20 protein-coding genes, 3 tRNA genes and 4 pseudogenes are annotated in these 22,580 nt (G+C 71.4%); 14 read left to right on the top strand and 13 right to left on the bottom strand.

Annotated features, from left to right (window positions below; translation table 11 throughout):
- Positions 1–25: 25 nt before the first annotated feature.
- The gene (locus ACI1MP_RS18230; RefSeq protein WP_404869040.1) at positions 26–475 is read right to left on the bottom strand and encodes a DUF5994 family protein; all 450 of its coding nucleotides are present in this window, start codon (positions 473–475) and stop codon (positions 26–28) included.
- A gap of 301 nt (positions 476–776) precedes the next feature.
- Positions 777–980: a cold-shock protein gene (locus ACI1MP_RS18235; RefSeq protein ID WP_100588974.1), complete on the bottom strand. Its 204-nt coding sequence runs from the start codon at positions 978–980 to the stop codon at positions 777–779.
- Between the two features lie 445 nt (positions 981–1,425).
- On the opposite strand from ACI1MP_RS18235, the gene ACI1MP_RS18240 reads away from it, so the two are divergent.
- A complete protein-coding gene (locus ACI1MP_RS18240) occupies positions 1,426–1,647 on the top strand; it encodes a hypothetical protein (RefSeq protein ID WP_380333861.1) in 222 nt (73 codons plus the stop codon).
- A gap of 640 nt (positions 1,648–2,287) precedes the next feature.
- Here ACI1MP_RS18240 and ACI1MP_RS18245 read toward each other — a convergent pair.
- Positions 2,288–2,878 (bottom strand): DUF5994 family protein, encoded by a 591-nt coding sequence (locus ACI1MP_RS18245; protein WP_380333860.1) that lies wholly within the window; start codon positions 2,876–2,878, stop codon positions 2,288–2,290.
- Between the two features lie 308 nt (positions 2,879–3,186).
- Between ACI1MP_RS18245 and ACI1MP_RS18250 the strand changes: the two genes are divergently transcribed.
- Positions 3,187–3,438, top strand: a complete 252-nt coding sequence (locus tag ACI1MP_RS18250; protein ID WP_380333859.1) for a hypothetical protein — start codon at positions 3,187–3,189, stop codon at positions 3,436–3,438.
- 40 nt (positions 3,439–3,478) lie between these two features.
- On the opposite strand, the gene ACI1MP_RS18255 is transcribed toward ACI1MP_RS18250, so the two are convergent.
- On the bottom strand, positions 3,479–4,057 hold the full coding sequence (locus tag ACI1MP_RS18255) for a DUF5994 family protein (protein ID WP_380333858.1): 579 nt from the start codon (positions 4,055–4,057) through the stop codon (positions 3,479–3,481).
- 201 nt (positions 4,058–4,258) lie between these two features.
- Here ACI1MP_RS18255 and ACI1MP_RS18260 point away from each other — a divergent pair.
- Together ACI1MP_RS18260 and ACI1MP_RS18265 are read left to right on the top strand one after the other, a co-directional pair.
- Positions 4,259–5,082: pseudogene (locus ACI1MP_RS18260) on the top strand (XRE family transcriptional regulator).
- Positions 5,069–5,536 carry an NUDIX hydrolase gene (locus tag ACI1MP_RS18265; protein WP_404869041.1) on the top strand — a complete coding sequence of 156 codons (468 nt, stop codon included), beginning with the start codon at positions 5,069–5,071 and terminating at the stop codon, positions 5,534–5,536. Before ACI1MP_RS18260 ends, ACI1MP_RS18265 begins: the two are co-directional and overlap by 14 nt.
- Here the strand turns inward: ACI1MP_RS18265 and ACI1MP_RS18270 are convergent.
- The 4 genes and pseudogenes from ACI1MP_RS18270 to ACI1MP_RS18285 form a co-directional block, all read right to left on the bottom strand.
- Positions 5,524–6,041, bottom strand: a pseudogene (locus ACI1MP_RS18270) (phosphohydrolase). The gene ACI1MP_RS18265 and the pseudogene ACI1MP_RS18270 overlap by 13 nt on opposite strands.
- A 363-nt stretch (positions 6,042–6,404) precedes the next feature.
- Complete coding sequence (locus ACI1MP_RS18275) at positions 6,405–9,914, bottom strand: NACHT domain-containing protein (protein WP_404870807.1); 3,510 nt, start codon at positions 9,912–9,914, stop codon at positions 6,405–6,407.
- 43 nt (positions 9,915–9,957) lie between these two features.
- Positions 9,958–10,356 carry a hypothetical protein gene (locus tag ACI1MP_RS18280; protein WP_380333856.1) on the bottom strand — a complete coding sequence of 133 codons (399 nt, stop codon included), beginning with the start codon at positions 10,354–10,356 and terminating at the stop codon, positions 9,958–9,960.
- Positions 10,357–10,589: 233 nt separating this feature from the next.
- Positions 10,590–10,940, bottom strand: a pseudogene (locus tag ACI1MP_RS18285) (NUDIX hydrolase).
- Between the two features lie 55 nt (positions 10,941–10,995).
- On the opposite strand from ACI1MP_RS18285, the pseudogene ACI1MP_RS18290 reads away from it, so the two are divergent.
- From ACI1MP_RS18290 to ACI1MP_RS18300, 3 genes and pseudogenes are all read left to right on the top strand, one after another.
- Positions 10,996–11,145, top strand: a pseudogene (locus tag ACI1MP_RS18290) (NUDIX hydrolase); the annotation flags it as partial.
- A gap of 460 nt (positions 11,146–11,605) precedes the next feature.
- Complete coding sequence (locus ACI1MP_RS18295; protein ID WP_404869042.1) at positions 11,606–12,070, top strand: excisionase family DNA-binding protein; 465 nt, start codon at positions 11,606–11,608, stop codon at positions 12,068–12,070.
- A gap of 3 nt (positions 12,071–12,073) precedes the next feature.
- The gene (locus tag ACI1MP_RS18300; RefSeq protein ID WP_404869043.1) at positions 12,074–12,637 is read left to right on the top strand and encodes a PIN domain-containing protein; all 564 of its coding nucleotides are present in this window, start codon (positions 12,074–12,076) and stop codon (positions 12,635–12,637) included.
- Between the two features lie 172 nt (positions 12,638–12,809).
- Here the strand turns inward: ACI1MP_RS18300 and ACI1MP_RS18305 are convergent.
- Positions 12,810–12,882: transfer RNA gene (locus tag ACI1MP_RS18305), tRNA-Lys, on the bottom strand.
- A gap of 97 nt (positions 12,883–12,979) precedes the next feature.
- The gene (locus tag ACI1MP_RS18310) at positions 12,980–13,651 is read right to left on the bottom strand and encodes a DNA polymerase beta superfamily protein (RefSeq protein ID WP_380333852.1); all 672 of its coding nucleotides are present in this window, start codon (positions 13,649–13,651) and stop codon (positions 12,980–12,982) included.
- Positions 13,652–13,794: 143 nt separating this feature from the next.
- On the opposite strand from ACI1MP_RS18310, the gene ACI1MP_RS18315 reads away from it, so the two are divergent.
- Positions 13,795–15,012, top strand: a complete 1,218-nt coding sequence (locus ACI1MP_RS18315) for a DNA glycosylase AlkZ-like family protein (RefSeq protein ID WP_404869044.1) — start codon at positions 13,795–13,797, stop codon at positions 15,010–15,012.
- Here the strand turns inward: ACI1MP_RS18315 and ACI1MP_RS18320 are convergent.
- Positions 14,979–15,593, bottom strand: a complete 615-nt coding sequence (locus ACI1MP_RS18320; protein ID WP_380333850.1) for a transglutaminase domain-containing protein — start codon at positions 15,591–15,593, stop codon at positions 14,979–14,981. The genes ACI1MP_RS18315 and ACI1MP_RS18320 overlap by 34 nt on opposite strands.
- A 100-nt stretch (positions 15,594–15,693) precedes the next feature.
- Here ACI1MP_RS18320 and ACI1MP_RS18325 point away from each other — a divergent pair, with 100 nt between their 5' ends.
- From ACI1MP_RS18325 to ACI1MP_RS18335, 3 genes are all read left to right on the top strand, one after another.
- Positions 15,694–16,446, top strand: coding sequence for an SDR family oxidoreductase (locus tag ACI1MP_RS18325; protein WP_363478624.1), 753 nt, complete (start codon positions 15,694–15,696; stop codon positions 16,444–16,446).
- A 128-nt stretch (positions 16,447–16,574) separates the two neighbouring features.
- Positions 16,575–17,276: a tyrosine-protein phosphatase gene (locus ACI1MP_RS18330; RefSeq protein WP_380333849.1), complete on the top strand. Its 702-nt coding sequence runs from the start codon at positions 16,575–16,577 to the stop codon at positions 17,274–17,276.
- Positions 17,277–17,523: 247 nt separating this feature from the next.
- Positions 17,524–17,823, top strand: coding sequence for a hypothetical protein (locus ACI1MP_RS18335; protein ID WP_100589032.1), 300 nt, complete (start codon positions 17,524–17,526; stop codon positions 17,821–17,823).
- A gap of 18 nt (positions 17,824–17,841) precedes the next feature.
- Here ACI1MP_RS18335 and ACI1MP_RS18340 read toward each other — a convergent pair whose 3' ends face one another.
- Positions 17,842–18,657, bottom strand: coding sequence for a TIGR02452 family protein (locus tag ACI1MP_RS18340; protein WP_380333848.1), 816 nt, complete (start codon positions 18,655–18,657; stop codon positions 17,842–17,844).
- Between the two features lie 106 nt (positions 18,658–18,763).
- Positions 18,764–20,995 carry a DEAD/DEAH box helicase gene (locus ACI1MP_RS18345; RefSeq protein WP_404869045.1) on the bottom strand — a complete coding sequence of 744 codons (2,232 nt, stop codon included), beginning with the start codon at positions 20,993–20,995 and terminating at the stop codon, positions 18,764–18,766.
- 941 nt (positions 20,996–21,936) lie between these two features.
- Between ACI1MP_RS18345 and ACI1MP_RS18350 the strand changes: the two genes are divergently transcribed.
- From ACI1MP_RS18350 to ACI1MP_RS18360, 3 genes are all read left to right on the top strand, one after another.
- Positions 21,937–22,278, top strand: coding sequence for a metallopeptidase family protein (locus ACI1MP_RS18350; RefSeq protein WP_043915484.1), 342 nt, complete (start codon positions 21,937–21,939; stop codon positions 22,276–22,278).
- Positions 22,279–22,386: 108 nt separating this feature from the next.
- Positions 22,387–22,459, top strand: a tRNA-Glu gene (locus ACI1MP_RS18355).
- Positions 22,460–22,501: 42 nt separating this feature from the next.
- Positions 22,502–22,575 (top strand) — tRNA-Asp (locus tag ACI1MP_RS18360).
- Positions 22,576–22,580 lie beyond the last annotated feature (5 nt).

Genomic DNA, 22,580 nt, shown 5'->3' on the forward strand with positions numbered 1-22,580 from the left:
ACCGCCCGTCCGGCGTCGACCCGCTTCAGCCGGGCAGGAGTTCCGCCGCCGGCGTGTGGTTGCCGGTCGCGGAGGCCTCGGCCATCGCGGCCGCAGCGGTCGCGGGCGGGGTGTCCGGGGGCACCACCAGGAGCAGGAAGTGGTCCTGGAAACCCCGGGTGACGCTGATCGTGGCGTCACTGCCGTCGAACCAGCTGATCCTGACCATGAGGCCGTCGACCACGACGGACCTCGGCACGCCGTCCCAGGCCGGGGTGTCCAGGCCCACTCGGACGATCCGGCCCAGATGGGCGCCCAACGCGGTTACCAGATCCGGGAGTTCGGCGAGAACGTGGGTGGTGCGGGGCCACCAGGCGCCATCGAAGAGGCCTTCCCGGGACATGGTCGGCTCCATCGTCAGACGCGGGAGCGAAGGGTCCCCGGGCACCGACCACGGGCCGGGGGAGGAAGGAACAGGGAGGGGGATCGACATCATGGCCGGCCGCCCGTCCGGTCCGCTGCGGGACCACTCATCACCCAGGGCGACGTCGGCGCGGATGCCGGTGTGCGAGATGTCCTCGGCTGCACTCCCACGGTACTCCGCGCACACTCGGTCACGGCCGCACTCGATTCCTGCTCGGCAGACGGATGGAGCGGTCCATGCGGAGGCCTTCCTCGTGGCGGGCCCCGGAACAGTCAGGGGACGGGCGCTGACATGCCGAGGGGCCCGCACCGGGCGTGATGCACGCGGTGCGGGCCCCTCGCCGCCGGGGCGGGTGCCGCGGCGGTGGAAAGAACTACAGCGGGCGGATGTTCTCGGCCTGCGGGCCCTTCTGGCCCTGCGTGACGTCGAACTCGACCTTCTGGCCCTCGAGCAGCTCACGGAAGCCGCCGGCGTTGATGTTCGAGAAGTGGGCGAACACGTCCGGGCCGCCACCCTCCTGCTCGATGAAGCCGAAGCCCTTTTCCGAGTTGAACCACTTCACGGTGCCATTAGCCATGTAAAAAATCTCCTTCAGGGGCTTTCCGGCGACCCGCACGATGCGGATGCCGAGTCACCGTGATGGGAGCCCGCCCGGAGAAGATCCGGAAAACAAAAAATGCGCCTGCGATATATGAGCAGGCGCACACAAAGTTCATGGGAACCATTACTGCAACTACCTCGACTGTAGCAGTCCCGGACCCGTAACGGGCGGAAACTTTCACCCCGGTTTTTCGCCGGAGGCACCCTCGATGCCGCCGCCCCGAACCGCATACGCCCTCAACCCAGCCTCAGTGAAAGCACGTTGGCCACTCCTCGGAGCACCTTCCGGGGCGCTCTCGCCCTCGACTCCGATGCCCGAGCCACGGGAGGTGCCGTTCGACACACCCGGCATTTCGGACCGCCCGGAATTCGGCCGGCCCGGGAAGAGCCAACTCCGTTCCCCGCGGCGCATACTGGCCTGGATGAAAAAATCTGAAGCAGTCCGCCGGCACCTGCCCACCAGCCCCTTCAAAGCCAGGACCGCAACACCGCGCAAGCACTTCGCCGTCGGCGACCGTGTGACTCACGACGCCTACGGCCTCGGCCGGGTCATCGGTGCCGAGGGCGACACCGCGGTGCTGGTCGACTTCGGATCGCGACAGGAGCGCATCGCCGAGCCCTACACCGCCATGTACCACCTCTGACTCGCACCGCCACGACCGCCGAGTCGGTAACCGCGATCGAGGGCCCGGACCGCGGCTGCGGTCCGGGCCCTCGGGGTGCCGAGCCCTCGGGGTTCCGGGCGCTCTGCGCGACCGGGCGGGCCGTTGCGGCGGTGGCGGTGGCGGCGGAACGTCACGGCGAGGGTTCCTCCCAGGATCAGGGTGGTGACGGCCGCTGCGGCAAGCGCCGGTACGAGGCCGGCGTCGGTGGCCGGCAGGAGGTGGGGGTGAGTGCGGTGGCGGGCGCGAGGAGTTTCACGGTGATCCGGAAGACCGCCGCCTCTCCCACAGCCAGCCGGGAGAGCGGCCCGCAGCTGACGACCCGGCCGTTCGGGGTGCATCCGTCGGTGACGGTCGCGACGTTCACCGCGTCCGAGCCGTCGCCCAGGGGTCGCTTGACCTGCAGTACGAGGACGGCGCGGACGGCGTCACTTTCGAGTACGACCTGCACCCCAGCGGGGCGCTTCGTGTCCTGCGGGTCTTCGAGGACACCCCGCACCGGATCGAGGCGTGCTCCAGCCCCGGAGCGTGGCTCCGGGTCGTGGGTACCTGCCTGCGAAGCGGCTCCGAGTACTGACGGCGGTCCGCCGGGAGCAGAAGAGCGAAGGATCGGGCGGCGGCGTCACCGCTGGTCGGCGTCACCGCTGGTCGGCCGGGGGCCCGGGTCGGAGCGCCGGGGCGAGGACGACGGCCCGCCCCACCGGGCGGAGCCCCAGGCAGAGACCGAGGGGTCGCGTACCGGCCAGACGATCCCTCGCCGGTCGGGGACCTTCGCAGACGGCTCGTCGGCGAGCAGTTCGCTCGCGGTCCTGGTGTTCGCGGGATCAGCGGCCTCGGCCATCAACCGGGCGGCAGCGACGGCTCCCGTCCGAGGCGGGACGACCAGCAGGGTCAGCCGGCGGGGAAGGTGCGAACGGACCGAGATCGTGTGCCGACCCTGCACAGCGGTGAGCCAGCCCGTGTGGACGGTGTGGCCCGCGACCGGGATCCGTCGGGGGACGGTCAACCACTGGGCGGGATTCACGGTAATTCCGGCGACCCGGCCCCACTGCGCGTCCAGTTCGGCGGCCAGGGCGGGGAGTTCGAAAGAAAGGTCGTGCGACCGGGGCCACCAGGCCCCGTCCAGTCGTCCGGCTCGCGAGCCGTCCGGTGCCAGGCACAACCGCAGGGCGGGTTCGGGAGTGGCAAGCATCGCGCCATCGATCACAGTCATGATCAAGGACCTGTCTCCGAACCTGACCGGTGCCACGTCCGGAATTGCCGTTCGCCGGAGACGACGCCAGTGTCCGGTGCCGGCATGCGAGGTGCCTTCGGTGATGTCCAGGCTACTCCCGGCCCGGCCCGGCGTTCAGCTTCACGGACCGGCCTCCGCTGCCTCGAACATCGGCCGCCTCCCTCCGTCTCCTCCGCTCCTGGTTCCATCGTGGCCCCGGAGCCGCCGGCCGACGTCCCCGGTCGCCCCCCGGCCGACCGCCTCGTACGGTCGTGGTCGGGGCAGGAGCGTTGTCACAGGAGGCCACGATGCGGCGCTACCGGTGGATTCTGGAGACCCAGGACGACGACGGCCGCTGGTCCCGGCAGGACGACACGACGATGCCGAATCCGCTGGAGTACGACGGTCCGCCGCAGCGGGCGGCCAACCACCTCCGGGACGTGTTCGTTCGCACCCTCTCCCGACCGGCGCCGGGCCCCCGGGCAGTCAGGATCCGACTCTGGGAAGGGACCGGTGCCGACGGCGAACCCCAGGCCGAGACCGAGTGGTCACGCGAGTGACGCAGGCCCGGCCCCGGCCCGGGCGCCTCCCGTCCGCCGCCTACACGGCTGCCGGCCAGGAGGCGGCCCGGCTCCGGGCGAGATCGGATCGCCGCTCCGCCTCGCCGAGCCCGGTGGAGGGGGTGACGGCCGACGGCAGGAAGTCGGAACGGGCGTTCGTCCCGGTCGCACGGGCGCTCGGCTCCGCGGCGAGCAGCTCGCTCGCGGTCCTGGTGTTCGCGGGATCAGCGGCCTCGGCCATCAGCCGGGCGGCCTGGACGGCGTCCGCCTGGGGCGGGACCACCAGCAGGTTCAGCCGGCGGGGGGCGTAGGAACAGACCACGATCACGTGCTGGTCCTGTTCGGTGGTGAACCAGCCCGCGTGGACGGTGTGCCCGGTGACCGGTATCCGCCGGGGGATGACGGGCCACTGCTCGGGGTTCACGGTGATCCGGGTGATCCGGCCCCACCGCTCGTCGATCTCGGCGGCCAGGACGGGGAGTTCGAGAAGAAGATCGCGCGAGCGCGGCCACCAGGCTCCGTCCAGCCGGCCGGGCCGCACGCTACTGGGCGCGAGGGAGAGCCGTGGCGTGGAATCCATGGCGGCGGGCGTCGTCACACGATCGAGGGTCGTGGTCATGATCAAAGACCTGTCCCCGGGCCCGGCCGAGAGACCTGGTCCGGCATTGCCGTTCGCCGGAGACGCCGCCAATATCCGGTACCGGCATGCGAAATGCCTTCGGTGATATCCAGGTTACTCCTGGTTCGACCGAGCCCGGACGATGAGGTGCATCTCGCCAACGTACGCACATTGACGTGCGGTCAGCTCCAGCAGGACGTCCTGCAACGTCCTTGCACTGCCGCGCCCGGCTCGGCTGGTACAGCCTCCGCGAACGAGCGACTTCACTCCGTACTCGCCCAGCGGGGGCGTAGTGCCCGAGGCGCTCGCCGAAGCATGCGAAGTGGATCCGAAGACCGTAGGCCGCTGGCTCGGCGGGCGCGTACCCCCACCCGAGACACCGATTCCGCGCCGCCCAACTACTGCGCGTCGAGGAGACCTTCCTCTGGCCGACGCCTCAGCCCCGTACGGCTCGGCGGGCAGACGCGCTGGACACCGAACTCGTCGGCACCTTCCAGAACCGGGCCAGCGTGCCCCGCGACACCTGGCTGACCCTGTTGAGGGAGGCCCAGCAGCGGATCGACGTGCTCGTCTTCTCCGGGACGTTCTTCGCCCAGTCCAACCCACATGTCGCCAAGATGCTCACCGAGCGCGCGGCTCACGGGGTCCAAGTCCGGCTGTGTTTCGGCGACCCGAACGGGCACGCCGCCGCACTCAGAGGCCGGGAGGAAGGCATCGGCGACACCCTCGCAGCCAAGATCCGCGCCTCGCTCACCTACTACCGCTCTCTGCTCCCGAAGGCCGGCTGCGAGGTGAGACTCCACGACACGACGCTGTACAGCTCTCTCTTCCGCTACGACGACGACCTGCTGGTCAACCCGCATGTCTTCGGCCAACCCGCCAGCGCCAACCCCCTGTTCCACCTCAAGCGAGTGGACTCCACCGGCTGGTTCGACAACTACGCACAGAGCTTCGACACCGTCTGGGCCGACGCCCGGCCCTGGACACCCGACCATGAGGGGACCGCCGCCCGTGGGCAGGACTGAGTACTACAACGACCCCAACGCCCCCAAGGCCAACACCCTCATCCCCGCCAGCAACCTGCTCGTCGTCGACGACCAAGGCGCGATCCTCCTCCAGCGTCGCCGCGACACCGGCCAGTGGGCCCTGCCCGGCGGCGCCCAGGACATCGGCGAGACCGCCGCCCAGTGCGCGGTGCGCGAGTGCCTGGAGGAGACCGGCATCGTCGCCGAGATCACCGGCTTCCTCGGCGTCTACACCAACCCGCAGCACATCGTCGCCTACACCGACGGCGAGATCCGCCAGCAGTACGAGAACACCTACATCGGCCGCCCCGTCGATGGCGAGCCCACCGTCAACGACGAGGCCGGCGGCGTCCGCTTCGTCCAGCCCGCCGACCTTGACCGGTACGACATCCACCCCAGCATGCGCCAGCAGATCGGCGACTACCTCGCCGGCACCTACCCCTACCTCGGCTGAGCCACCAACGCCGCCTCCACCCGCGCCACCGCGCTCTCCGCCCCGTAACGGCCCAGGATTTCCGCCACACGCGCCTCCGCCGTGGTCGGGGTGCCGTCGGGCGTCGTCGTCATGTCGCACCAGACCAAGGCATCCACCAGGAACTGATCCTCCAGCAGCGGGAACTCGGCTTCCAGCATCTCCCGGAGGCCACGCTCCTCGGCTTCGAGCAGCGCGAACGAGTGGTTCGCCACCAAGCGCGCCAGCCGGCATCGGCCCCATGCACACCCCGGAGGAACCGCGCACCGTCGAGCGGGTGAAACCCCGTCGCCGCCAGTCTCGACGCGTAACCGACATCGTTCAGCAGCGCTGCGCTGACGAGAAGCCGCGCCTGCTCGCCGAGAACCCCTTCGAGACGGCCGCCACGATCAGCCACGCCTTGAGTGTGCGCCCAGCGACGGGGCAGCGGCTCGGCAAGCTCGCTGCTCGCCACCGTCCTGGCCCATGAAGTCAGTTCTTCGCCCATACGCAGATGGCTTCCCAGGTCAGCGATCACCACGCAGCCGACGTCCCCGTCTCACCCTCCGCGCCCCGTAACACTCCCAGGTCCCCCACCCGGAAACGAAGAGGGCCAGGTCGGACGATGTCCGACCTGGCCTCAACTCCGTTGGGCTGCCAGGGGTTCGAACCCTGAACCTACGGATTAAAAGATCAACGCCGTTCGTGGTCCGGCGGGTTGGGGTGCACTGGTCACTGCCATCTCTGCAGCGTGTCGGTGCGCGCGGTGACGGCCCATCCGGCACCGCACAAACACTGCCGTGCGGTCCGCTCACGCATCGCTCACGCAGGAGCACCCCGCCCGGCGCCGCGACGGTCGAGTCCCGGAACCTCAGCCGACGACGTTCCGGTTGCCGAGAGCCTGGGCGTAGATGTCGTTGACGATCTTCTGCGCCAGCTCCTTCTTCTCCGTTGAGGTCTCCACCCGAAGCCACACCAGCATCACGTGAAGTTCGCCGTCCTGCCGCCATGCGACCGTCCGATACAACAGCATCCCGTAACGTCCCAGCCCAGGTGAGGCCTCCTCGTCGCTCCACTCCGCGTAAAGTGCCCATGAGTTGACGCGCTTCCAGTCGAGCTTCTCCGGGCGTTTCGCGCGGTCGCGGTTCGCCAGAGTCTCCGCTGCGGTGTCGTCGCACGAACTGCCGCAGTAGAACGCCGCGAGTTCGATGTTGGCCTCCGGCCCGGCAACCCCCAGGGCTTGCGCCGCCTTCGCCGGCCCGCACGTGTACACCACCAGCTGCTGCAGTTTCCGCTCCTCCTCGCTGGCGGTGTCTTTGCAGTCGAGCTCTCTCGGCCCGCGGAAGGCGAACGGCAGGCGCCTCAGGTGCCACACACGGGAACGCTCCTCGTCGCCCCAGGACGCGCCGTACACCTTGTCGCGCCAGTCGCGGTGGTAGTAGGCAAAGCGGTTTCCCTTGTCTGGTACAGGGCTCCTCGGCATGCTGTCCAAGCTCGCCGGAGTGTCGCCACCCTGCCTCCAGCCGGACCCGGCATGTTCCGCGGCGTGGTCCGCCAGGACTCGGAGCACGTCCGCCATCCGTGCTTCGGAGGCGAACTCTTCGGCGTAGGAGACGAAGAGCACAGCGTTCTCACGGCGGATCACGGCCGAACCCCGCAGGGCCTGTGGCCCTTGGTCCGTCCAGTAGACGTGCGGCCCCCAGTCCGTCTCGGTCCTCATCGTGAGGAAGGCCTCGTTGCCCAGCCCGTCGAGATCCCGGACGGACAACTCGCGGTTCGCGGTCTTTCTCCGCAACTCTTCGACGTACTGGGACGCCTGACTCGTCGCATCGGCCAATCGGAACGGTCGGAACAGCAAAGTAGTGATCGTGATGCGCGTATCGGGGGCGAACGGTGACTGCTCGGCGGCCGTGCAGGTCCGGATAGCCGCACGACCTTCGTCCACGGGCGGGTGGGCGTACTGTATGCGGTCGACCGTCAGCCGGGCGAGATCCCGCTGCTCCAGCAGGGAGCACGGTTCGGGAAACGCCCTCACCGGCCATGGGCCCGGATGCGCGCTCAGAGCGCTGAAGAACACCGCGAGCTGAGCGGCGGTCACAGCCATCACCATGGCACCACGCGTCGCCCGGTACAGCATGCCGCCCGCCCGGGCAGCGGGGCCCTCACGCCCTTCCGGGACGTCCACGTCGGCCGCGAGCCGATCGCGCAGCTCGACATGGCGGAACTGGTACACACCACCGGACTGACGCAGTACACCACGCCGGTGCGCGTCCTCCAGGAAGTCCAGGAGCCGCAGTGGAAGCCGTCCGGACAGCGCGAGCCAGAGCCTGGCCACGGCGAACCGTCCCCACGCGGACACGGCGACGGCGTGCAGCTGCCAGCAGAGCAGGCTGCCGACGCCGACGACACCCCAGTCGACAGCAGAGACCCGGCCCCTGCCGAGCATCAGCTCCCAGGCCCCCACCATGAGCGGCGGCAGCGTCAGCAGCACCAAGTTCTCGTTGTCCAACGTCTTTCTGGTTCCCAGTGGCCCCAGCCAGCCGAATGCGAGGGCGGCGCGCCGGTCACGGGCGAGCAGGCGGGCCGGGGACGCGGCCAGCGCCGTGTCAGCGGGTCGCCACGCCTGGTGGACCAGCCATCTGATGCAGGCTGTCAGCGCGACGGCAGTGGCCAGGCTCGCGATCCGGAGTCCGTTGGTCGACCCCCAGGCCAGGGCTGTCGCCCAACCCGCAACCAACCCGAGGGCCATCGAGCCGGCCTTCCACCGAACCTCCCGGAGCGCCTCCCGCAGGATGTCCCCGTTCGGCATCTCGAAGCTCTGGGGCACACGCTGCCAGTCGGGTTTCTCCCGCACCACGGACATCACCGCAAAGCACAGGACGACCACCACAGCGATCGCGAAGCCGCCCGGGACCGACACCGGCACGGTCTCGCCCCACCACGGCTTCCCGAAATCAAACAGACTGACGATCAGCCAGGCGAGGAGGAGAGCGGGCAGCAGCCCCAGCACCCGGACCGGCGCGGGGACGTCACGGTCGAGAGTCCACCAGGGCAGGTCGGTACGGCCCGCCGCCTTCATCCGTACCGCGAGGAACCCGGCCCACCTGCGTGCCTCCTCCGGCGAGCGCCCGCCGCGCAGTGCCCGCTCGGAACGCGAGGAGCTGTAGACCGCGTTCAGGTACGCGGTGTGCAGGTGCCCCTGGATCTCCTGGACGGTGCGGAACCGGCCCGGCTGAACCAGTTCGTCCGGGTGGGTGTCGTCGTGCCCGTACGCGACCCGGGCGAGGCCTGCCATCAGAGGCACGTCCAGGGCCTGCCGCAACAGGACGACCTCTCGGGTCCGATCCATGGGGTCGACGAGCCGGTCCACCAGGTTGCGCCACCGCGTCCGGCGGCCACCCGCGCTCAGATACTGTCCGACGGCGGCCGAGGACAGCGGCAGCAGGACGACCTCGGCACGCAGGAAGTCGCTGTCGACGGGGACCTGTTGACGGTACTGGGCCGGGCGGCTGGTCAGCACGAACGGCCGGGTGCTGTGCAGGGCCGCCAGTTCTTCGAAGGCGGCCGCACGGTTCGCCGCGGGCAGTTCGTCGAAGCCGTCGAGGACCGGCAGCACCCGCCCGGCACCGATGAGGCGGCCTGCAACCACCTCCGGGGAGGCACCGGGCACCGGCGTACACACCTCGGGGTACTCGGCGGCGAGCCTGCCGGCCGCCCAGATGTCGAGACCTTGTCCCGGGTCCCAGGAGGCGAGGTGCAGTACCAGGGGCACCGGTTCGGATTCACCACGCGCATCCTTGGCGGCCGCCGGCCGTACTGTGAGGAGGTCGCGGGCGAGCCGCACGGCGAGGACCGATTTCCCGGCACCGGCCGGCCCGAGGAGAACGAGCCGCCGACCGGGCGTACTGCGGAAGTACGCGGCAAGGGAGCCGGGCGGTGCGACCGCACCGGCCTCGGCGGGGCGGCTGCCCCTGTCGTCGCTGACCTCCCGCCACAGCACGTCGATCGACTCGGGGTTGTCGGCCTGCCGCAGCCGTTCGTCGTCCCGGTACCGGTTCAGCAGCACCGCGGCGAGCTCGTCGGCCACCCGATCGAGGACGGCTGGCGAACTCCAGGAGGCTTCCCTGCGTCGCCGCCGCACCGCGTGCGCGCGCCCCACCAGCTCCCAGAACAGCGCGACCGCGAGCAGAACCCAACCCGCACGAACAGGGCTGACGACCAGCTGCGGCGGCAGCGGCAAGACAGGTTGCGCCCACAGCAGGGCTACTCCGAGGAGCGCCAGCAACCCACGAAACCCGATACCCACGTGCACGGTGAGCCGCTCAAGGTATCCGACCTGGACGACCGTCTCCTGCCGCCCGCCGCGCACCTCGTTGTACACCGTCAAGCGCCGCGGAACCCCTCGCCTGAACACCCCCGGTCTCCTACCCGGCGGCCCCCCGGCCACCGGGATCGCCGATGTGGATGGTGCCGATGTACTGGGCCTGAACCACGGTGCCCTGCTCCCCGCCAGAGATCGTGTTGGAGCCATCGACATGCACGCTGGCGGGCGCGGGCAGACAACCCACGAGGCGACGCGCGAACTCCGGGTCCCGCTCGGCCCGGACCGTCAACGCCTCCGCGAGCCGCTGCGCCCGGGCAGGATTCCCAGGATCCGCCTCGAACGCCTCCAGTTCAGGCAGGCCGGTCGCCTCCTGCCCGGCAGCATCCTCGGCAGGCCGGCGGCGGACCAGTGCGACAAGCGACTGCCAGGCACTCCGGCCCGCGGCCCCCGCGGCTCCGCCCGCCAGCATCATGAGAAGTTCAGCAGTGAGCTGCTCCATCGACCCCTCCCCCGAGTAGCCCCGTGGACATCGAGAGTAGGACAAGACACGGGCGGGCGGAATGTGGCGGCCGGTCCCCGCTCACACCCACTGATCGCGGTGATCGGCCCCGCCGACACCAACCGGCGACCATGCCACCCCGCCCAGCCCCTCTCGCGATGCTTCGCATCCGGGTCGCCATGTGGCGGTTGCCTACCGTGACTCGGTGAGAGCCTGACTCGACTCCTTCACCCTCAGATCATCCCGAGCTGCAAATACTTGTCCAGGTATGCCTGCGCCGGCTCGAACAGGCCGTACGGCACGAACTCGGCGATCTGCTCGTGCGTGATCCACGCCAGTTCGGCCAGCTCCTCGGTATCGACCACCGTCACCGTACCGCTCACCACTTTGCAGGCGGTGTACGACATCTGCCGACCGGTCTTCGGATGCACGCGCTCGCCGAGCAGTCGCGCGGCCTTCACCGTCAGGCCAACCTCTTCCGCGGTCTCGCGGACGGCGGCTTCCTCCGGTGTCTCGCCGGTCTCGATCTCCCCGGCGGGGAATTGTCAGGACAGCTTGCCTTCGGCGATGCGGCGTTGGACCATCAGGACGCGGCCGTCCTGGACCACGATGGCGGCTGCGATACCCGGCTTGGTGCTGGTCGGCTCAGTCAGCGAGCCAACCGTCAGTGACGAAGCCGACGGCATCCGCTTCGTCCAGCCCGCCGACCTCGGCCGGTGCGACATTCACGCCAGCATGCGCCAGCAGATCGGCGACTACCTCGCCGGCACCTACCCCTGCCTCGGCTGAACCATCAGCGCCACCCGCGCTCCTCAGCACCGCGAGATCCGCACCACAAAACAAAAAAGGCCAGGTCAGACGGTGTCTGACCTGGCGAACCCGACTCCTGCGATCGTCCCAGGAGTCGGGTTCGCCACAATCACGCCCACTGCGAGCAGCCACTCCCGTACCGCTGCGGCCCACTCACGGGCCTCAGCAGACGTGAGCGAGATCTCCACCAGCGGCACCTCGTGATCACTCATGCCGCCGGAGCGCACCCGCGACCTCCGACAAGCCCCTCACAGCGCTGAGCTTCGGTGTGGCTTTGGGGTGTGGATGCGCTGGCCCAGCCGCGGTCCTCGCAGCCCTGATGCACTCATTCGGGTGGGTTTCACGAACCCACCCCGTCGCGAAACCGTTGCCCACGACAGCATTGCGAATACTTCGATTGCTGCAGATACTTCGATTAGGGGGAAGAGGAGGTACCGCCATGGCACCTGCCATCGAAAGCCGGAAGATCGCCCCGGGCGACGTCGACGCCGAACAGGCCGAGCGAGCACTGCATCGCATCCGCAGCTACCTCACACAGACGGCCCACCAGGACGACGACGTCACCATCCTCGGAGAGACCGGCTCCGACGATCCACTCGTCCTGCCTCGGCCGACCGTGGAGATGTTCGCGGCGATCCTGGCCGCCCTCGCCAACGGGCAGGGCGTCCAGCTCCTGCCCGTCAACGCCGAGGTCTCGACTCAGACTGCCGCCGAGATGCTCAACGTGTCCCGGCCGTTCCTCATCGGGCTCCTCGAGCAGGGTGAGATCCCGTACCGGCTCGTCGGCCGTCATCGCCGCATCCTGTTCAACGACGTCATCGAGTACAAGCGCACGGACGACCGGCGCCGCAAGGACGCGGCAGACGCCCTCACCGAACTGGACGAGGAACTGGGGCTCCTCTGAACCATGGCCTTCATCGTCGTCTACGACTCATGTGCCCTTTACCCGAACACTCTGCGCGACCTTCTGGTACGCCTCGCGTTAACCGGCATCATCCAAGCCAAGTGGACCGAGCAAATCCTGGACGAAGTCGACCGAGCGTTGATCGAGCGGGGCATCTCACCGGAGAAGAACGCCGAACGGCGACGCCGCATGAACAATGCCGTCCGCGACTGCCTCGTCACCAACTACGAGCCGCTCATCGAGGGGCTCAAACTGCCCGACCCCGACGACCGGCACGTCCTCGCCGCCGCCATCAAGGCCGGCGCTCAGGTCGTCGTCACAAACAACCTCAAAGACTTCCCACCTCACTACCTCGCCGAATGGGACATCGAACGAAAGTCCCCCGACGACTTCGTCATGGACTTGATCGACATGGACGGGCGTGTCGTGTACTCGTGTGCCCGCGAGATTGCGGACAGCCGCCGCAACCCGCCCGTCACGTTCGACGAAGTCCTGCTGCAATTGGAGCGCTCAGGACTGATCGAGTCTTCGACCGCTCTTCGCGCCGACCCACTGCCGCACGCCTGATCAGGTGCTGCGCACCGCCCTCTCGGCGACGGATAAGCAGGGCACATTCTGACGGCATGTCAACCATCCCGCTCACGCACGCGCCCTTCCGAAGCGCAGCAGCACCCCGCCAAAAACACCAGCCGGGGTGCTGCGCTGCAGGTCAGAGGGGGTGTGGTCCCCTCGTCGTACGTGGGCCGCCAGGGGTTCGAACCCTGAACCTACGGATTAAAAGTCCGCAGCTCTGCCAATTGAGCTAGCGGCCCGTGGCAGGCGTGGGCCTGGTGGGACAGCGCCTGCCGGGGTGATCCTACCTGGTGCCCGGTGGGAGATGGCCAGCGGATGACCGGGCGGGTCGACGGGTCAGGTGGCGGGGAGGTGGGCGGCGCGGACTCGGCGGAGCCAGCTTTCGACGGGGCGTTCGTCGGGGGCGGGGGGCAGGACGCCGGGGCGGGCGAGGCGGGTCTCGGCGTCGGCGAGCAGGGCGGTGGCGTCCTCGGGGCGTTCGGCGAGCTGTTCGCCGAGGGCGCGGATCCGGTCCGGGTCGGGGAGGCGGATCTCCAGGCGGCCGGTCTCGTGCAGGGTGACGCCCTGGCGGACCAGGCGGACCAGGTGCCGGGCGTGCTTGGCCGCCCGGGCGGCGCCCGCCGGGTCGGTGCGGTCGCGGGAGGAGAGCTTGCGGAACTGCTGCCGGGCGTAGCCGAGGTACGCGCTGCGCACCGCCGGGCCGCTCAGGAAGGCCTCCCGCAGGCCGATCAGCTCCTCGCCGAGCGGCGTCCGCACCTCGTACAACTCCTCGGGCAGCCAGGCGAGTTCGGTGGCGGTGGGATTGCCGGAGAGGGCCAGTCGGCACCACTTGGCGGCCTCGTGCAGGGTGCGGTCCGGGGCGGTGGTGACGTGCGACTCGGCGGGCCGGTGCAGACCGTGGAAGGCGACGGTGGGCGCGGCGAACAGACCGAGCCGGTCCAGGTCGGAGCCGGCGTGTGCCAGGCCGTACGCGGTGGAGCCGACGATGCCGGAGAGCAGGACGTGCATGGAGTCACCTCGTCGGGAGCGGTTCCCCGCAGTCTCGCCCCGATCGGCCCGTACACGCGAGCGATTTCCTGCCTGGACGGCGGGGCCCGACACGGCCGCCGCCGATGCTCGGTGCGGCCGCGCCGCGCGCCGATACTGGGCCCATGGCGAACGGCGAGATCCCGGCGGCGAAGCTCCGGGCCTGGTGGGCGCACCGGCAGTGGCTGGACGGCGGCGTGCACCGGGGGGCGTCCCCGGCCGAGGTGCTGGCGGCGACCGGGTGGGCCCGTTCGGTGGGCGGCACGGCGCCGTACCTGGGGCTGTTCGCCAGGGCGGGACTGGGCCGGGCGGCGGTGGACGCGGCGCTCGCCGCGGTGGAGGTGCAGGAGCTGCCCGCGGCCCGCGGCTGCACGTACGTGCTGCCGGCGGAGGACTTCGCGCTGGGCCTGGCGGCGGGCGCGGGCGTCGCGGAGACGGAGATCGCGACGGCGGTGCGGCACCTCGGGGTGACTCGCGACGAGGTCGAGCAGCTCTGCCTGACGGTGTCCGAACTGCTGTCCGACACCGAGCCGTTGGGCCCGCAGCAGATCCGCGCGGCGGCCGGCCCGGCGGCCCGCCCGCTGGGCGAGGCGGGGCGCAGACGCGGGGTGTCGACCACGCTGCCGCTGGCGCTGGGGCTGCTGCAGGCACGCGGGCTGATCCGCCGGGTGCCGGTCGACGGGCGGCTGGACCAGCAGCGGTACGGCTACCTGCGCTGGGACCAAGCGGTGCACGGCGAGGCCGCCGACCTGGCCCGGCGGTACCTCGCCTGGGCGGCGCCCGCCTCGGTGCGGCACTTCCGCTGGTTCTCCGGCTTCAACGCGGCCACCGCGAAGGCCGCCCTGGCCCCGCTGGAGCTGACCCGCCTGCCCGGCGGCGAGCTGCTGATGCCGACCGAACTCCTCGACGAGTGGGCCGCGTTCACCGTGCCGGAGCAGCCCGCGTACGCCCTGGTGGCGGGCATCGACGGCCTGCACCTGCTGCACCGCGACCTGGCCCGGCTGGTCGACGAGCGGGACGCCGGGCGCCTCGCCCCGGCGTCCCGGACGGGGCGGAGCTTCGGCAGCGAGTCCGACCCGTCGACCCACCTGGTGGTGGACCGCGGCCGGATCGTCGGCTTCTGGGAGTACGACCCCGAACAGCGGGAGCTGGTGCACCAGTTGTTCGTGCCGATGGACGCCGCGCTGCGCGCCGGGATCGACGCCGTCGAGACCTTCGTCCGCGAGGAACTGGGCGACGCCCGGAGTTTCGGCCTGGACTCGCCGAAGAGCCGCGCCCCGAAGCTCGCCGCCCTGCGCACCGCCAACCGCTATGCCTCGCCCGGGAGTTCGAGCGGCAGGTAGTCGAAGCCGGTGGCGCCCGGCCGGGCCCGGCGCAGGCCGTCCAGCAGCACCGGGGGCGTCGCGGCGTACACCGTGGCGTAGTGGTGCCGGTCGAGCGCCGGCTCGCCGGTCCAGGCGGGCCGCTCGGCGGCGGGGGTGGCGGCGAACCGCCCGTCCGCGCCGTTCCGGTTGCCCCGGCCGTCCAGCCGCACCCACCACGAACTCCCGGGCAGCAGCACGCCGTTGAGGCCGTGCAGCACCTCCAGCCGTTGGTAGCAGAGGCCGGCCGGGATGCCGTTGGCGCGCAGCAGCGCGGCCAGCAGGTGGGCCTTGCCGTGGCAGATCGCGTCACCGGCGGCCAGCACGTCCGACGCCCGGTAGGCCGCCGACCAGCGGCCGACGTCCGCCGAGTGGTCGATCCGGTCGCGGACGAAGTCGAACACCGCCTCGGCGGTCGCCACCGGATCGGCCCGCCGCAGCGCGGCGGCGCGCTCCACCACGGCGGGGTGCCGGTGGTCGACCACCTCGTCGGCGGCCAGGTACGCCTCGAGATCGGGATGATCGGCCCGGAGCGGGCCGTACGGGGAGACGGAAGGGTCCATGCCAGTGATGCTGCGCCGCCGACTCGCCGTCGGGCAAAGGCATTTCACCCCATGGACTACCGTCGGTCGCATCGGTTCCGGGAACGAAGGGACAGGCGGCATGGCGCAGGACGAGGTACTGGTGGTCACCGGCGGCGGGCGCGGCATCGGGGCGGCCACCGCCCTGCTGGCGGGCCGACGCGGCTACCGGGTGTGCGTGAACTACCGGGCCGACGCGGCCTCGGCCGACGGCGTGGTGGAGCGGATCCGGGCCGCGGGCGGCACCGCCGTCGCGGTGCGGGCGGACGTCAGCAGCACCCCCGAGGTGGAGCGGCTGTTCGACACCGCGGAGCGTGAACTCGGGCCGCTGACCGCGCTGGTGAACAACGCGGGCACGCTGGAGAAGCAGTGCCGGCTGGACGAACTCGACGAGGACCGGCTGAACCGGATCTGGACGGCCAACATCACCGGCCCGTTCCTGTGCGCGGCCGCGGCGGTGCGCCGGATGTCCACCCGGTACGGCGGCCGGGGCGGGGCGATCGTCAACGTCGGCTCGGCGGCGTCCCGGCTCGGCTCGCCGGGCGAGTACGTGGACTACGCGGCGTCCAAAGGCGCACTGGACTCGATGACCCGGGGCCTGTCGCTGGAGGTGGCGGCCGAGGGCATCCGGGTGAACGCCGTCCGCCCGGGCCTCATCCACACCGGCATCCACGCGCTCGGCGGCGAGCCCGGCCGGGTCGACCGGGTCGGCCCCAACTTGCCGATGGGGCGCGGCGGGCAGCCCGAGGAGGTCGCCGAGGCGATCCTGTACCTGCTCTCCCCCGCCGCCTCGTACGTCACCGGTTCCTTCCTGGACGTGGCCGGCGGACGCTGACTCGCCGTCAGTCGCCGGGCCCTGCGGCGGACGCCCCGCCGCCCCCGTATGAACATCACGCGTTGCCGCGATACCGGTTCGGTCAACGCCCCGGCGCGTCGCCGCCCACCGCCCCTACGGTGGGCGGCATGACCGAGACCGAAATCGCCGCCGCGCCGTTCCTCGACATCCCCGACGTGCTCAACCTCCGCGACGCCGGAGCGGGGGTGTACCGCCCCGGGCTGCTCTACCGTTCGGCGAGCCTCAACCGGCTCACCGACGAAGGCGCCGCCCGCCTCGCGGAACTCGGCATCCGAACGGTCCTCGATCTGCGCAGCAGCCCCGAGCTCGACATCTGGCCGGACCGTCCGATCGGCGAGGACGTCCAGTACCTGCACGTGCCGATGCTGCCCGACCCGGCCACCACCGACCGCGTCTGGCCCGAGGACCAGGCCGCGCTCTACCCGTTCATGGCCGAGACCGGCGGCGTCGCCGTCGCCGCCGCCGTGCACGCGCTGGCCACCGGCGCGCCGATCCTCGTCCACTGCGCCGTCGGCAAGGACCGCACCGGCCTGACCATCGCCGTCCTGCAGACCCTGGCCGGCCTCCCCGCGGCCGCCGTCACCGCGGACTTCCTGCGCTCCAACGTCGGCCTCGGCCTCGACAACGGCCCCGTGCCCTACCTCGACACCGCCGGCGCGGAACGCCTCTCCCGCCCGATCGAGGCCACCCACCTCGCCTCCGCCCTCGCCCGCATCGAGGAGCTCCACGGCACCCTCGACAACTACCTCCTCGACCACGGGGCCACGGCCTCCGACCTCGCCACCCTCCGCGCCCTGCGCCCGGAGTGACCTGACCTCGGGCCCCGACCGCGAGGCGCTCCGCGACGGTGGCGGCGAGTCCGGTCCCGAGCAGGACGGCGGCCGGGCCCGGGCGAGAGGGTGTGGCGGACGGCGGTATCGGCGTCGCGGCCGCGCGGCCGTTCCGGCCCCCGGCGGCCCGGTACGTCAGCCGGGTTACCGTGGGCGGTGCGCCCGACGGCCACCGGCCGCCTCGCGCGTCAGGCACGTCCACCGGCTGTCCGAAGGAGTCCGTCCCATGGCCCGTTTCCCCGCCACCGCCGCTGTCGCCGCCGCCGGTCTGATCGGCGGTTACGCCACCGCCCGGTTCAGCGGTCGGCGCGAACTGGGCGGCGCCGTGCTGGCCGTCGCCGGGACGACGGCCGCCGTGCGCTGGCAGCGCCGCGCGGGGACGCCCGTCGCGGCCGGTCTGACCACCCTCTACCTGGCGGCGTTCGGCGGCTCGCACCCGCTGGCGAAGAAGATCGGCGCCTGGCCGGCCGTCCTCACCGTCACCGGTGTGGTCGCCGCCGCCTCGGCCCTGGCCACCGGCGAGTAACCGCAGGGCAGGACGGTCTCAGGCGGCGCCGAACCGCGCCTCGAAGGCCGCCCGGTTCGCGGAGGGGACGGTGCGGTCCCAGACCCCGAACACCACCCGGTCGAAGGCCGCGCCCCACTCGTCCAGGGCCTCGCCGAACGCGTCCGCGACCTCCGCCGGGTCGTTGCGGAAGACTCCGCACCCCCAGGCGCCGAGCACCAGTTCGCGCACGCCGTGCCGGGCGGCGACGGCCAGCACCCGGCGGGCCCGTTCGGCCAGCACCGGCCCGAGGTCGAGCGCCTTGCCGGGCGAACGCAGCGCCAGCTGGCCCGCGTTGGGCGCCGGCGAGGTGAGGAAGCCGACCCGGTGCGGGCTGGACAGCAGGTCCCCGCGTTCGTCCCGGATCACCGGGACGTCCGGCGACCAGATCACCCGGTGGCTGTAGTGCAGGTCGGTGGAGGCGCGGTGCGCCTCGTAGTAGTCGGGGGCCTCCAGCAGGCAGCGGTACAGCAGCGCGGTGCGGCAGACGTCCTCCTCCTGGGCCTTCGCCCCGCGCAGGTACCCGCCGCCGGGGTTGCGCGCGGACGCGAAGTTCAGCACCGCGACGCTCCGCCCGCCGTCCGCGACCAGGCGCTGGGCGGCCTTCATGCTGCCCTCGCCCGTCACCTCGGCGGGCCCGCGCAACGGCCCCGGGCCGGCGCCGAATTCGGCCCCCGGCGGGTAGGACACCGTCCCCGCGCGGGCTGCGGCCAGCTCCTCGGCGATCCGCACCGCCGTCCCGTCGGGGCTCCGGTACTCGCCCCGGTCGGCGATCTCCTCGTTCTGCGTGGCGAGTGCCCGCTGCCTACTGCTCATGTCGCGCACGCTAGCCGCCGACATCCGCCGCCACCACCGCATTTACCGCCGGCACGCGGACGGGCCCGCCCCACCGGAGTGGAGCGGGCCCGTCAGTGCGTCAGTGTCAGTTCTTCCAACGCGGCTTGCGGTCGTCGCGGTTGAAGCCGCCACGGTCGTCACGGTTGAAGCCACCGCGCTCACGGTCACCGAACGAACGGCCACCGCGGTCGTCACGGTTGAAGCCACCCTGCGGACGGCCGCCACGGTCACGGTCACCGAACGAACGGCCACCGCGGTCGTCACGGTTGAAGCCACCCTGCGGACGGTCGCCGAACGAACGGCCGCCAAGGTCGTCACGGTTGAAGCCACCCTGCGGACGGCCGCCACGGTCACGGTCACCGAACGAACGGCCACCGCGGTCGTCACGGTTGAAGCCACCCTGCGGACGGTCGCCGAACGAACGGCCGCCACGGTCATCGCGGTTGAAGCCACCGCGCTCACGGTCACCGAACGAACGGCCACCGCGGTCGTCGCGGTTGAAGCCGCCACGCTCACGGTCACCGAAGGAACGGCCACCACGGTCGTCACGGTTGAAGCCACCGCGCTCACGGCCGCCGCGGTCGTCGCGGTTGAAGCCACCGCGGTCACGGTCACCGAAGGAACGGCCACCACGGTCGTCACGGTTGAAACCGCCACGCTCACGGCCGCCGCGGTCGTCGCGGTCCCGGTTGTAGGCGGGGCGCTCGGTGCGGGCCTCGCGGTAGGAGGGGGTGCGCTCCTCGGCCACCGGCTGGGCCTCGACGGCCGGCTGCTCGGCGGTCTCGGCGCCGGCCTCGGCGGTCGCCTCGTCCGTCTCGACCTCGTCCTCGATGCCCAGCTCGGCGCGCTCGCGGGCGGCGCGGGACGCCAGGCGGTCGGCCTCCTCGCGCAGCTCGGTGGCGCGGCGCTGGGCGCGCTCCAGCTCACGGGTGAGCTCGGCGACCTCGCGCTCGGCGGCGCCGGCGATGCCGGACGCGCTCTCGGCCTGCACCTCGACCAGCGAGCGGGCGCCGGTGATCTTGGCGACCTCGGCGTCGAAGGCGTGGTCGAGGATGTGGCGCGAGGCGTCCACGCCCGCGTCCTCCATCAGGCGGAACACGCCGCGACGCTGGTGCGGCAGCACCAGGGTGACGACGGTGCCGGAGCGGCCGGCGCGCGCGGTGCGGCCGGAGCGGTGCAGGTAGTCCTTGTGGTCGCCCGCCGGGTCGACGTTCAGCACCAGGTCGATGCCGTCGACGTGGATGCCACGGGCGGCGACGTCGGTGGCGACGACCACGTTGAGGTAGCCGTCCTTGAAGTCGCCGAGGACGCGGGTACGGGCGCCCTGGGTCATGCCGCCGTGCAGCGCGTCGGCCTTCACCCCGGCCTCCAGCAGCTGCTGGGCGACCCGGTCCGCGCCCATCTGGGTGCGGACGAAGATGATGGTGCGACCCTTGCGGGCGGCGATCGCGTTGGTGATCGGCGCCTTGTCCTTGGGCTTCACGACCAGGATGTGGTGGGTCATGGTGGTCACCGCGCCGGCCGACGGGTCGACCTCGTGGGTGACCGGGCTCTTCAGGTAGCGCTTGACCAGGGTGTCGATCTCGTTCTCCAGGGTGGCGGAGAACAGCAGGCGCTGGCCGCCGGCCGGCACCAGGTCGAGGATCTCGGTGACCTCGGGCAGGAAGCCCATGTCGGCCATCTGGTCGGCCTCGTCGAGGACGGCGATCTCGACCTCGTCCATCTTCGCGGAGCCGCGGTTGATCAGGTCGCGCAGGCGGCCGGGGGTGGCGACCAGCACGTCCACGCCGCGCTCCAGCGCGTAGATCTGGTTCGACATCGAGGTGCCGCCGCAGACCACCTTCAGGCGCAGGCCGAGCACCGAGCCGAACGGCTCCAGGGCGTCGGCGACCTGCATGGCCAGCTCGCGGGTCGGGACCAGGATCAGGCCGCGCGGCTGCTTGGCCTTGGTGCGCTCGCCGCCCGCGAGGCGGGTCAGCAGCGGCAGGCCGAAGCTCAGGGTCTTGCCGGAGCCGGTGCGGCCGCGGCCGAGGACGTCCTTGCCGGCCAGCGCGTCCGGGATGGTCGCGGCCTGGATCGGGAACGGGGTGGTGACGCCGCGCTTGGCGAGCGCCCGGACGACGTCGTCGTGCAGACCGAGGTCACCGAAGGTGATGGTCGGCTCGGCGTCGGCGGTGTCGGCCGCGTCGGAGTCGGTGGCGCCGTCGGTGAGCTCGGCGAGCTCCGCGTCCAGCGTGTCGGTGTCGAGAGAATCGGTGTCGGCGGCGTCGGAGCCGTTCGCGGGCATGGCGAAGCGGGCGTCGTCAACGAGAGACATGCAAAACCTTCCGGAAGTGGCACGCGCCAAAGTCCGGGGGTCTGTTGGAAATACCGCCTCTATGCGGTCAGCCACGGATCGCCGGAACGCGCCAAGGGCGCTCAAAGGTGTGAGGAGCGCCAGCCAAATAGGATCAAACGAACGATCTACCACCATAGGGGAACCTGCGGATCAGAGGCAAATCCCCTGGCCAGCGCCCCCGAATCAAGGCCCGGCGTCGCTTCCGGGCCGCGCTCCGGGCTCAGTGCGCGGACGACCCCTCGCTGGGCTCCGCCGACGTCGCACTCGGCGTCGGCGAGGGCTTCGCCGAGCGGGAGGGCTCCGGACTGCTGGGCTGCGGGATCGGCGAGGACGCGCCGCCACCGGTCGGGGTCGGCACGGGAGTGCCCGGCGCAGCGGGCGTGCCGGTCGGCGCCGGAGTGCCGGCGTTCGTCCCGGGCACCGGCACCGGGGCGCCCTGCACCCCGACGACCGGCGGCGTCGGCCCGGGGGCGTGCCCACCGGGGGACGGAGCCGCGCCGGGTGACGCACCGTCACCACCCGGCGCGCCGCCGTGCTCCCCGCGCGCCCCGCCCTGGTGCCCGCCGGCGCCGACCCCGGCCTTGAGCGTGGTCGCCGTTCCCGCACCGGTCGGCTTCACCCCGCTGGGCCCGGCCGGCGGCTGCGCACCCACCGACATGCACCCGCTCAGTCCGAGCACGGCGATCGCCGCCGTCGCCGCCCCCGTCGCCACCCTTCGCCGCGCCGACCCAACCGCCATCACCGAGCCACCTCCCGCACGACCCGCCCGGGCCGCCAATCGTTCTCGGTGCCCAACGCGCGTCCGCCCCGCCGGGACACGGGCAACCGCCAACCATCAGCCGCGCGCCCCCAGCGGCGCACGCACCGGCGCGAACCATCTGGCGTCCCGTCAGCGGACCTCCGACAATGGGCGGGTGGAAATGACCAGGGACGAGTTCGAGGCGCTGGTGTCCGACGCGTTGGACCGCATCCCGCCGCAGCTGGCCGCGATGATGGACAACGTGGCGGTCTTCGTCGAGGACGAACCCGACCCCGCCACGCCCGACCTGCTCGGCCTGTACGAGGGCATCCCGCTCACCGAACGCGGCGAGTGGTACGCCGGAGTCCTGCCCGACCGGATCCTGATCTACCTGGGCCCGACCCTCCGGCACTGCGACTCCCGCGAGCAGGCCGTCGAGGAGGTCCGCATCACCGTCATCCACGAAGTCGCCCACCACTTCGGCTTCGACGACGACGAACTCCACGAGCTCGGCTGGTCCTGAAAGCCCCCGCCGCGCCCACCTCCGGAAACGGTTTTGGCGTTCCCGCCCGGCATCCCATATGCTTCTCGACGTCCCCGAACGCCGGATAACCGGCCGGAAGGGCCGCAAGCCCTCATCGTCTAGTGGCCCAGGACGCCGCCCTTTCAAGGCGGTAGCACGGGTTCGAATCCCGTTGGGGGTACGCAGTACCGTAGTAAGGTCCTGTGCGGAGCAATCCGCATGAGGTCCCGTGGAGCAGTTGGTTAGCTCGCCACCCTGTCAAGGTGGAGGTCGCGGGTTCAAGTCCCGTCGGGATCGCTCGT

It is taken from the genome of Kitasatospora griseola (genome assembly GCF_044999035.1).
Taxonomy (GTDB): domain Bacteria; phylum Actinomycetota; class Actinomycetes; order Streptomycetales; family Streptomycetaceae; genus Kitasatospora; species Kitasatospora griseola.

What these genes read in the sequence shown, in the direction of transcription:
- ACI1MP_RS18255 (WP_380333858.1), bottom strand. Translation starts at nt 4,057, where the DNA reads ATGACCACGACCCTCGATCGTGTGACGACGCCCGCCGCCATGGATTCC.
- ACI1MP_RS18235 (WP_100588974.1), bottom strand. Translation starts at nt 980, where the DNA reads ATGGCTAATGGCACCGTGAAGTGGTTCAACTCGGAAAAGGGCTTCGGC.
- ACI1MP_RS18320 (WP_380333850.1), bottom strand. Translation starts at nt 15,593, where the DNA reads ATGGACCCTTCCGTCTCCCCGTACGGCCCGCTCCGGGCCGATCATCCC.
- ACI1MP_RS18230 (WP_404869040.1), bottom strand. Translation starts at nt 475, where the DNA reads ATGATGTCGATCCCCCTCCCTGTTCCTTCCTCCCCCGGCCCGTGGTCG.
- ACI1MP_RS18250 (WP_380333859.1), top strand. Translation starts at nt 3,187, where the DNA reads ATGCGGCGCTACCGGTGGATTCTGGAGACCCAGGACGACGACGGCCGC.
- ACI1MP_RS18340 (WP_380333848.1), bottom strand. Translation starts at nt 18,657, where the DNA reads ATGAGCAGTAGGCAGCGGGCACTCGCCACGCAGAACGAGGAGATCGCC.
- ACI1MP_RS18300 (WP_404869043.1), top strand. Translation starts at nt 12,074, where the DNA reads ATGGCCTTCATCGTCGTCTACGACTCATGTGCCCTTTACCCGAACACT.
- ACI1MP_RS18335 (WP_100589032.1), top strand. Translation starts at nt 17,524, where the DNA reads ATGGCCCGTTTCCCCGCCACCGCCGCTGTCGCCGCCGCCGGTCTGATC.
- ACI1MP_RS18295 (WP_404869042.1), top strand. Translation starts at nt 11,606, where the DNA reads ATGGCACCTGCCATCGAAAGCCGGAAGATCGCCCCGGGCGACGTCGAC.
- ACI1MP_RS18330 (WP_380333849.1), top strand. Translation starts at nt 16,575, where the DNA reads ATGACCGAGACCGAAATCGCCGCCGCGCCGTTCCTCGACATCCCCGAC.
- ACI1MP_RS18345 (WP_404869045.1), bottom strand. Translation starts at nt 20,995, where the DNA reads ATGTCTCTCGTTGACGACGCCCGCTTCGCCATGCCCGCGAACGGCTCC.
- ACI1MP_RS18310 (WP_380333852.1), bottom strand. Translation starts at nt 13,651, where the DNA reads ATGCACGTCCTGCTCTCCGGCATCGTCGGCTCCACCGCGTACGGCCTG.
- ACI1MP_RS18240 (WP_380333861.1), top strand. Translation starts at nt 1,426, where the DNA reads ATGAAAAAATCTGAAGCAGTCCGCCGGCACCTGCCCACCAGCCCCTTC.
- ACI1MP_RS18325 (WP_363478624.1), top strand. Translation starts at nt 15,694, where the DNA reads ATGGCGCAGGACGAGGTACTGGTGGTCACCGGCGGCGGGCGCGGCATC.
- ACI1MP_RS18245 (WP_380333860.1), bottom strand. Translation starts at nt 2,878, where the DNA reads ATGACTGTGATCGATGGCGCGATGCTTGCCACTCCCGAACCCGCCCTG.
- ACI1MP_RS18350 (WP_043915484.1), top strand. Translation starts at nt 21,937, where the DNA reads ATGACCAGGGACGAGTTCGAGGCGCTGGTGTCCGACGCGTTGGACCGC.
- ACI1MP_RS18315 (WP_404869044.1), top strand. Translation starts at nt 13,795, where the DNA reads ATGGCGAACGGCGAGATCCCGGCGGCGAAGCTCCGGGCCTGGTGGGCG.
- ACI1MP_RS18280 (WP_380333856.1), bottom strand. Translation starts at nt 10,356, where the DNA reads ATGGAGCAGCTCACTGCTGAACTTCTCATGATGCTGGCGGGCGGAGCC.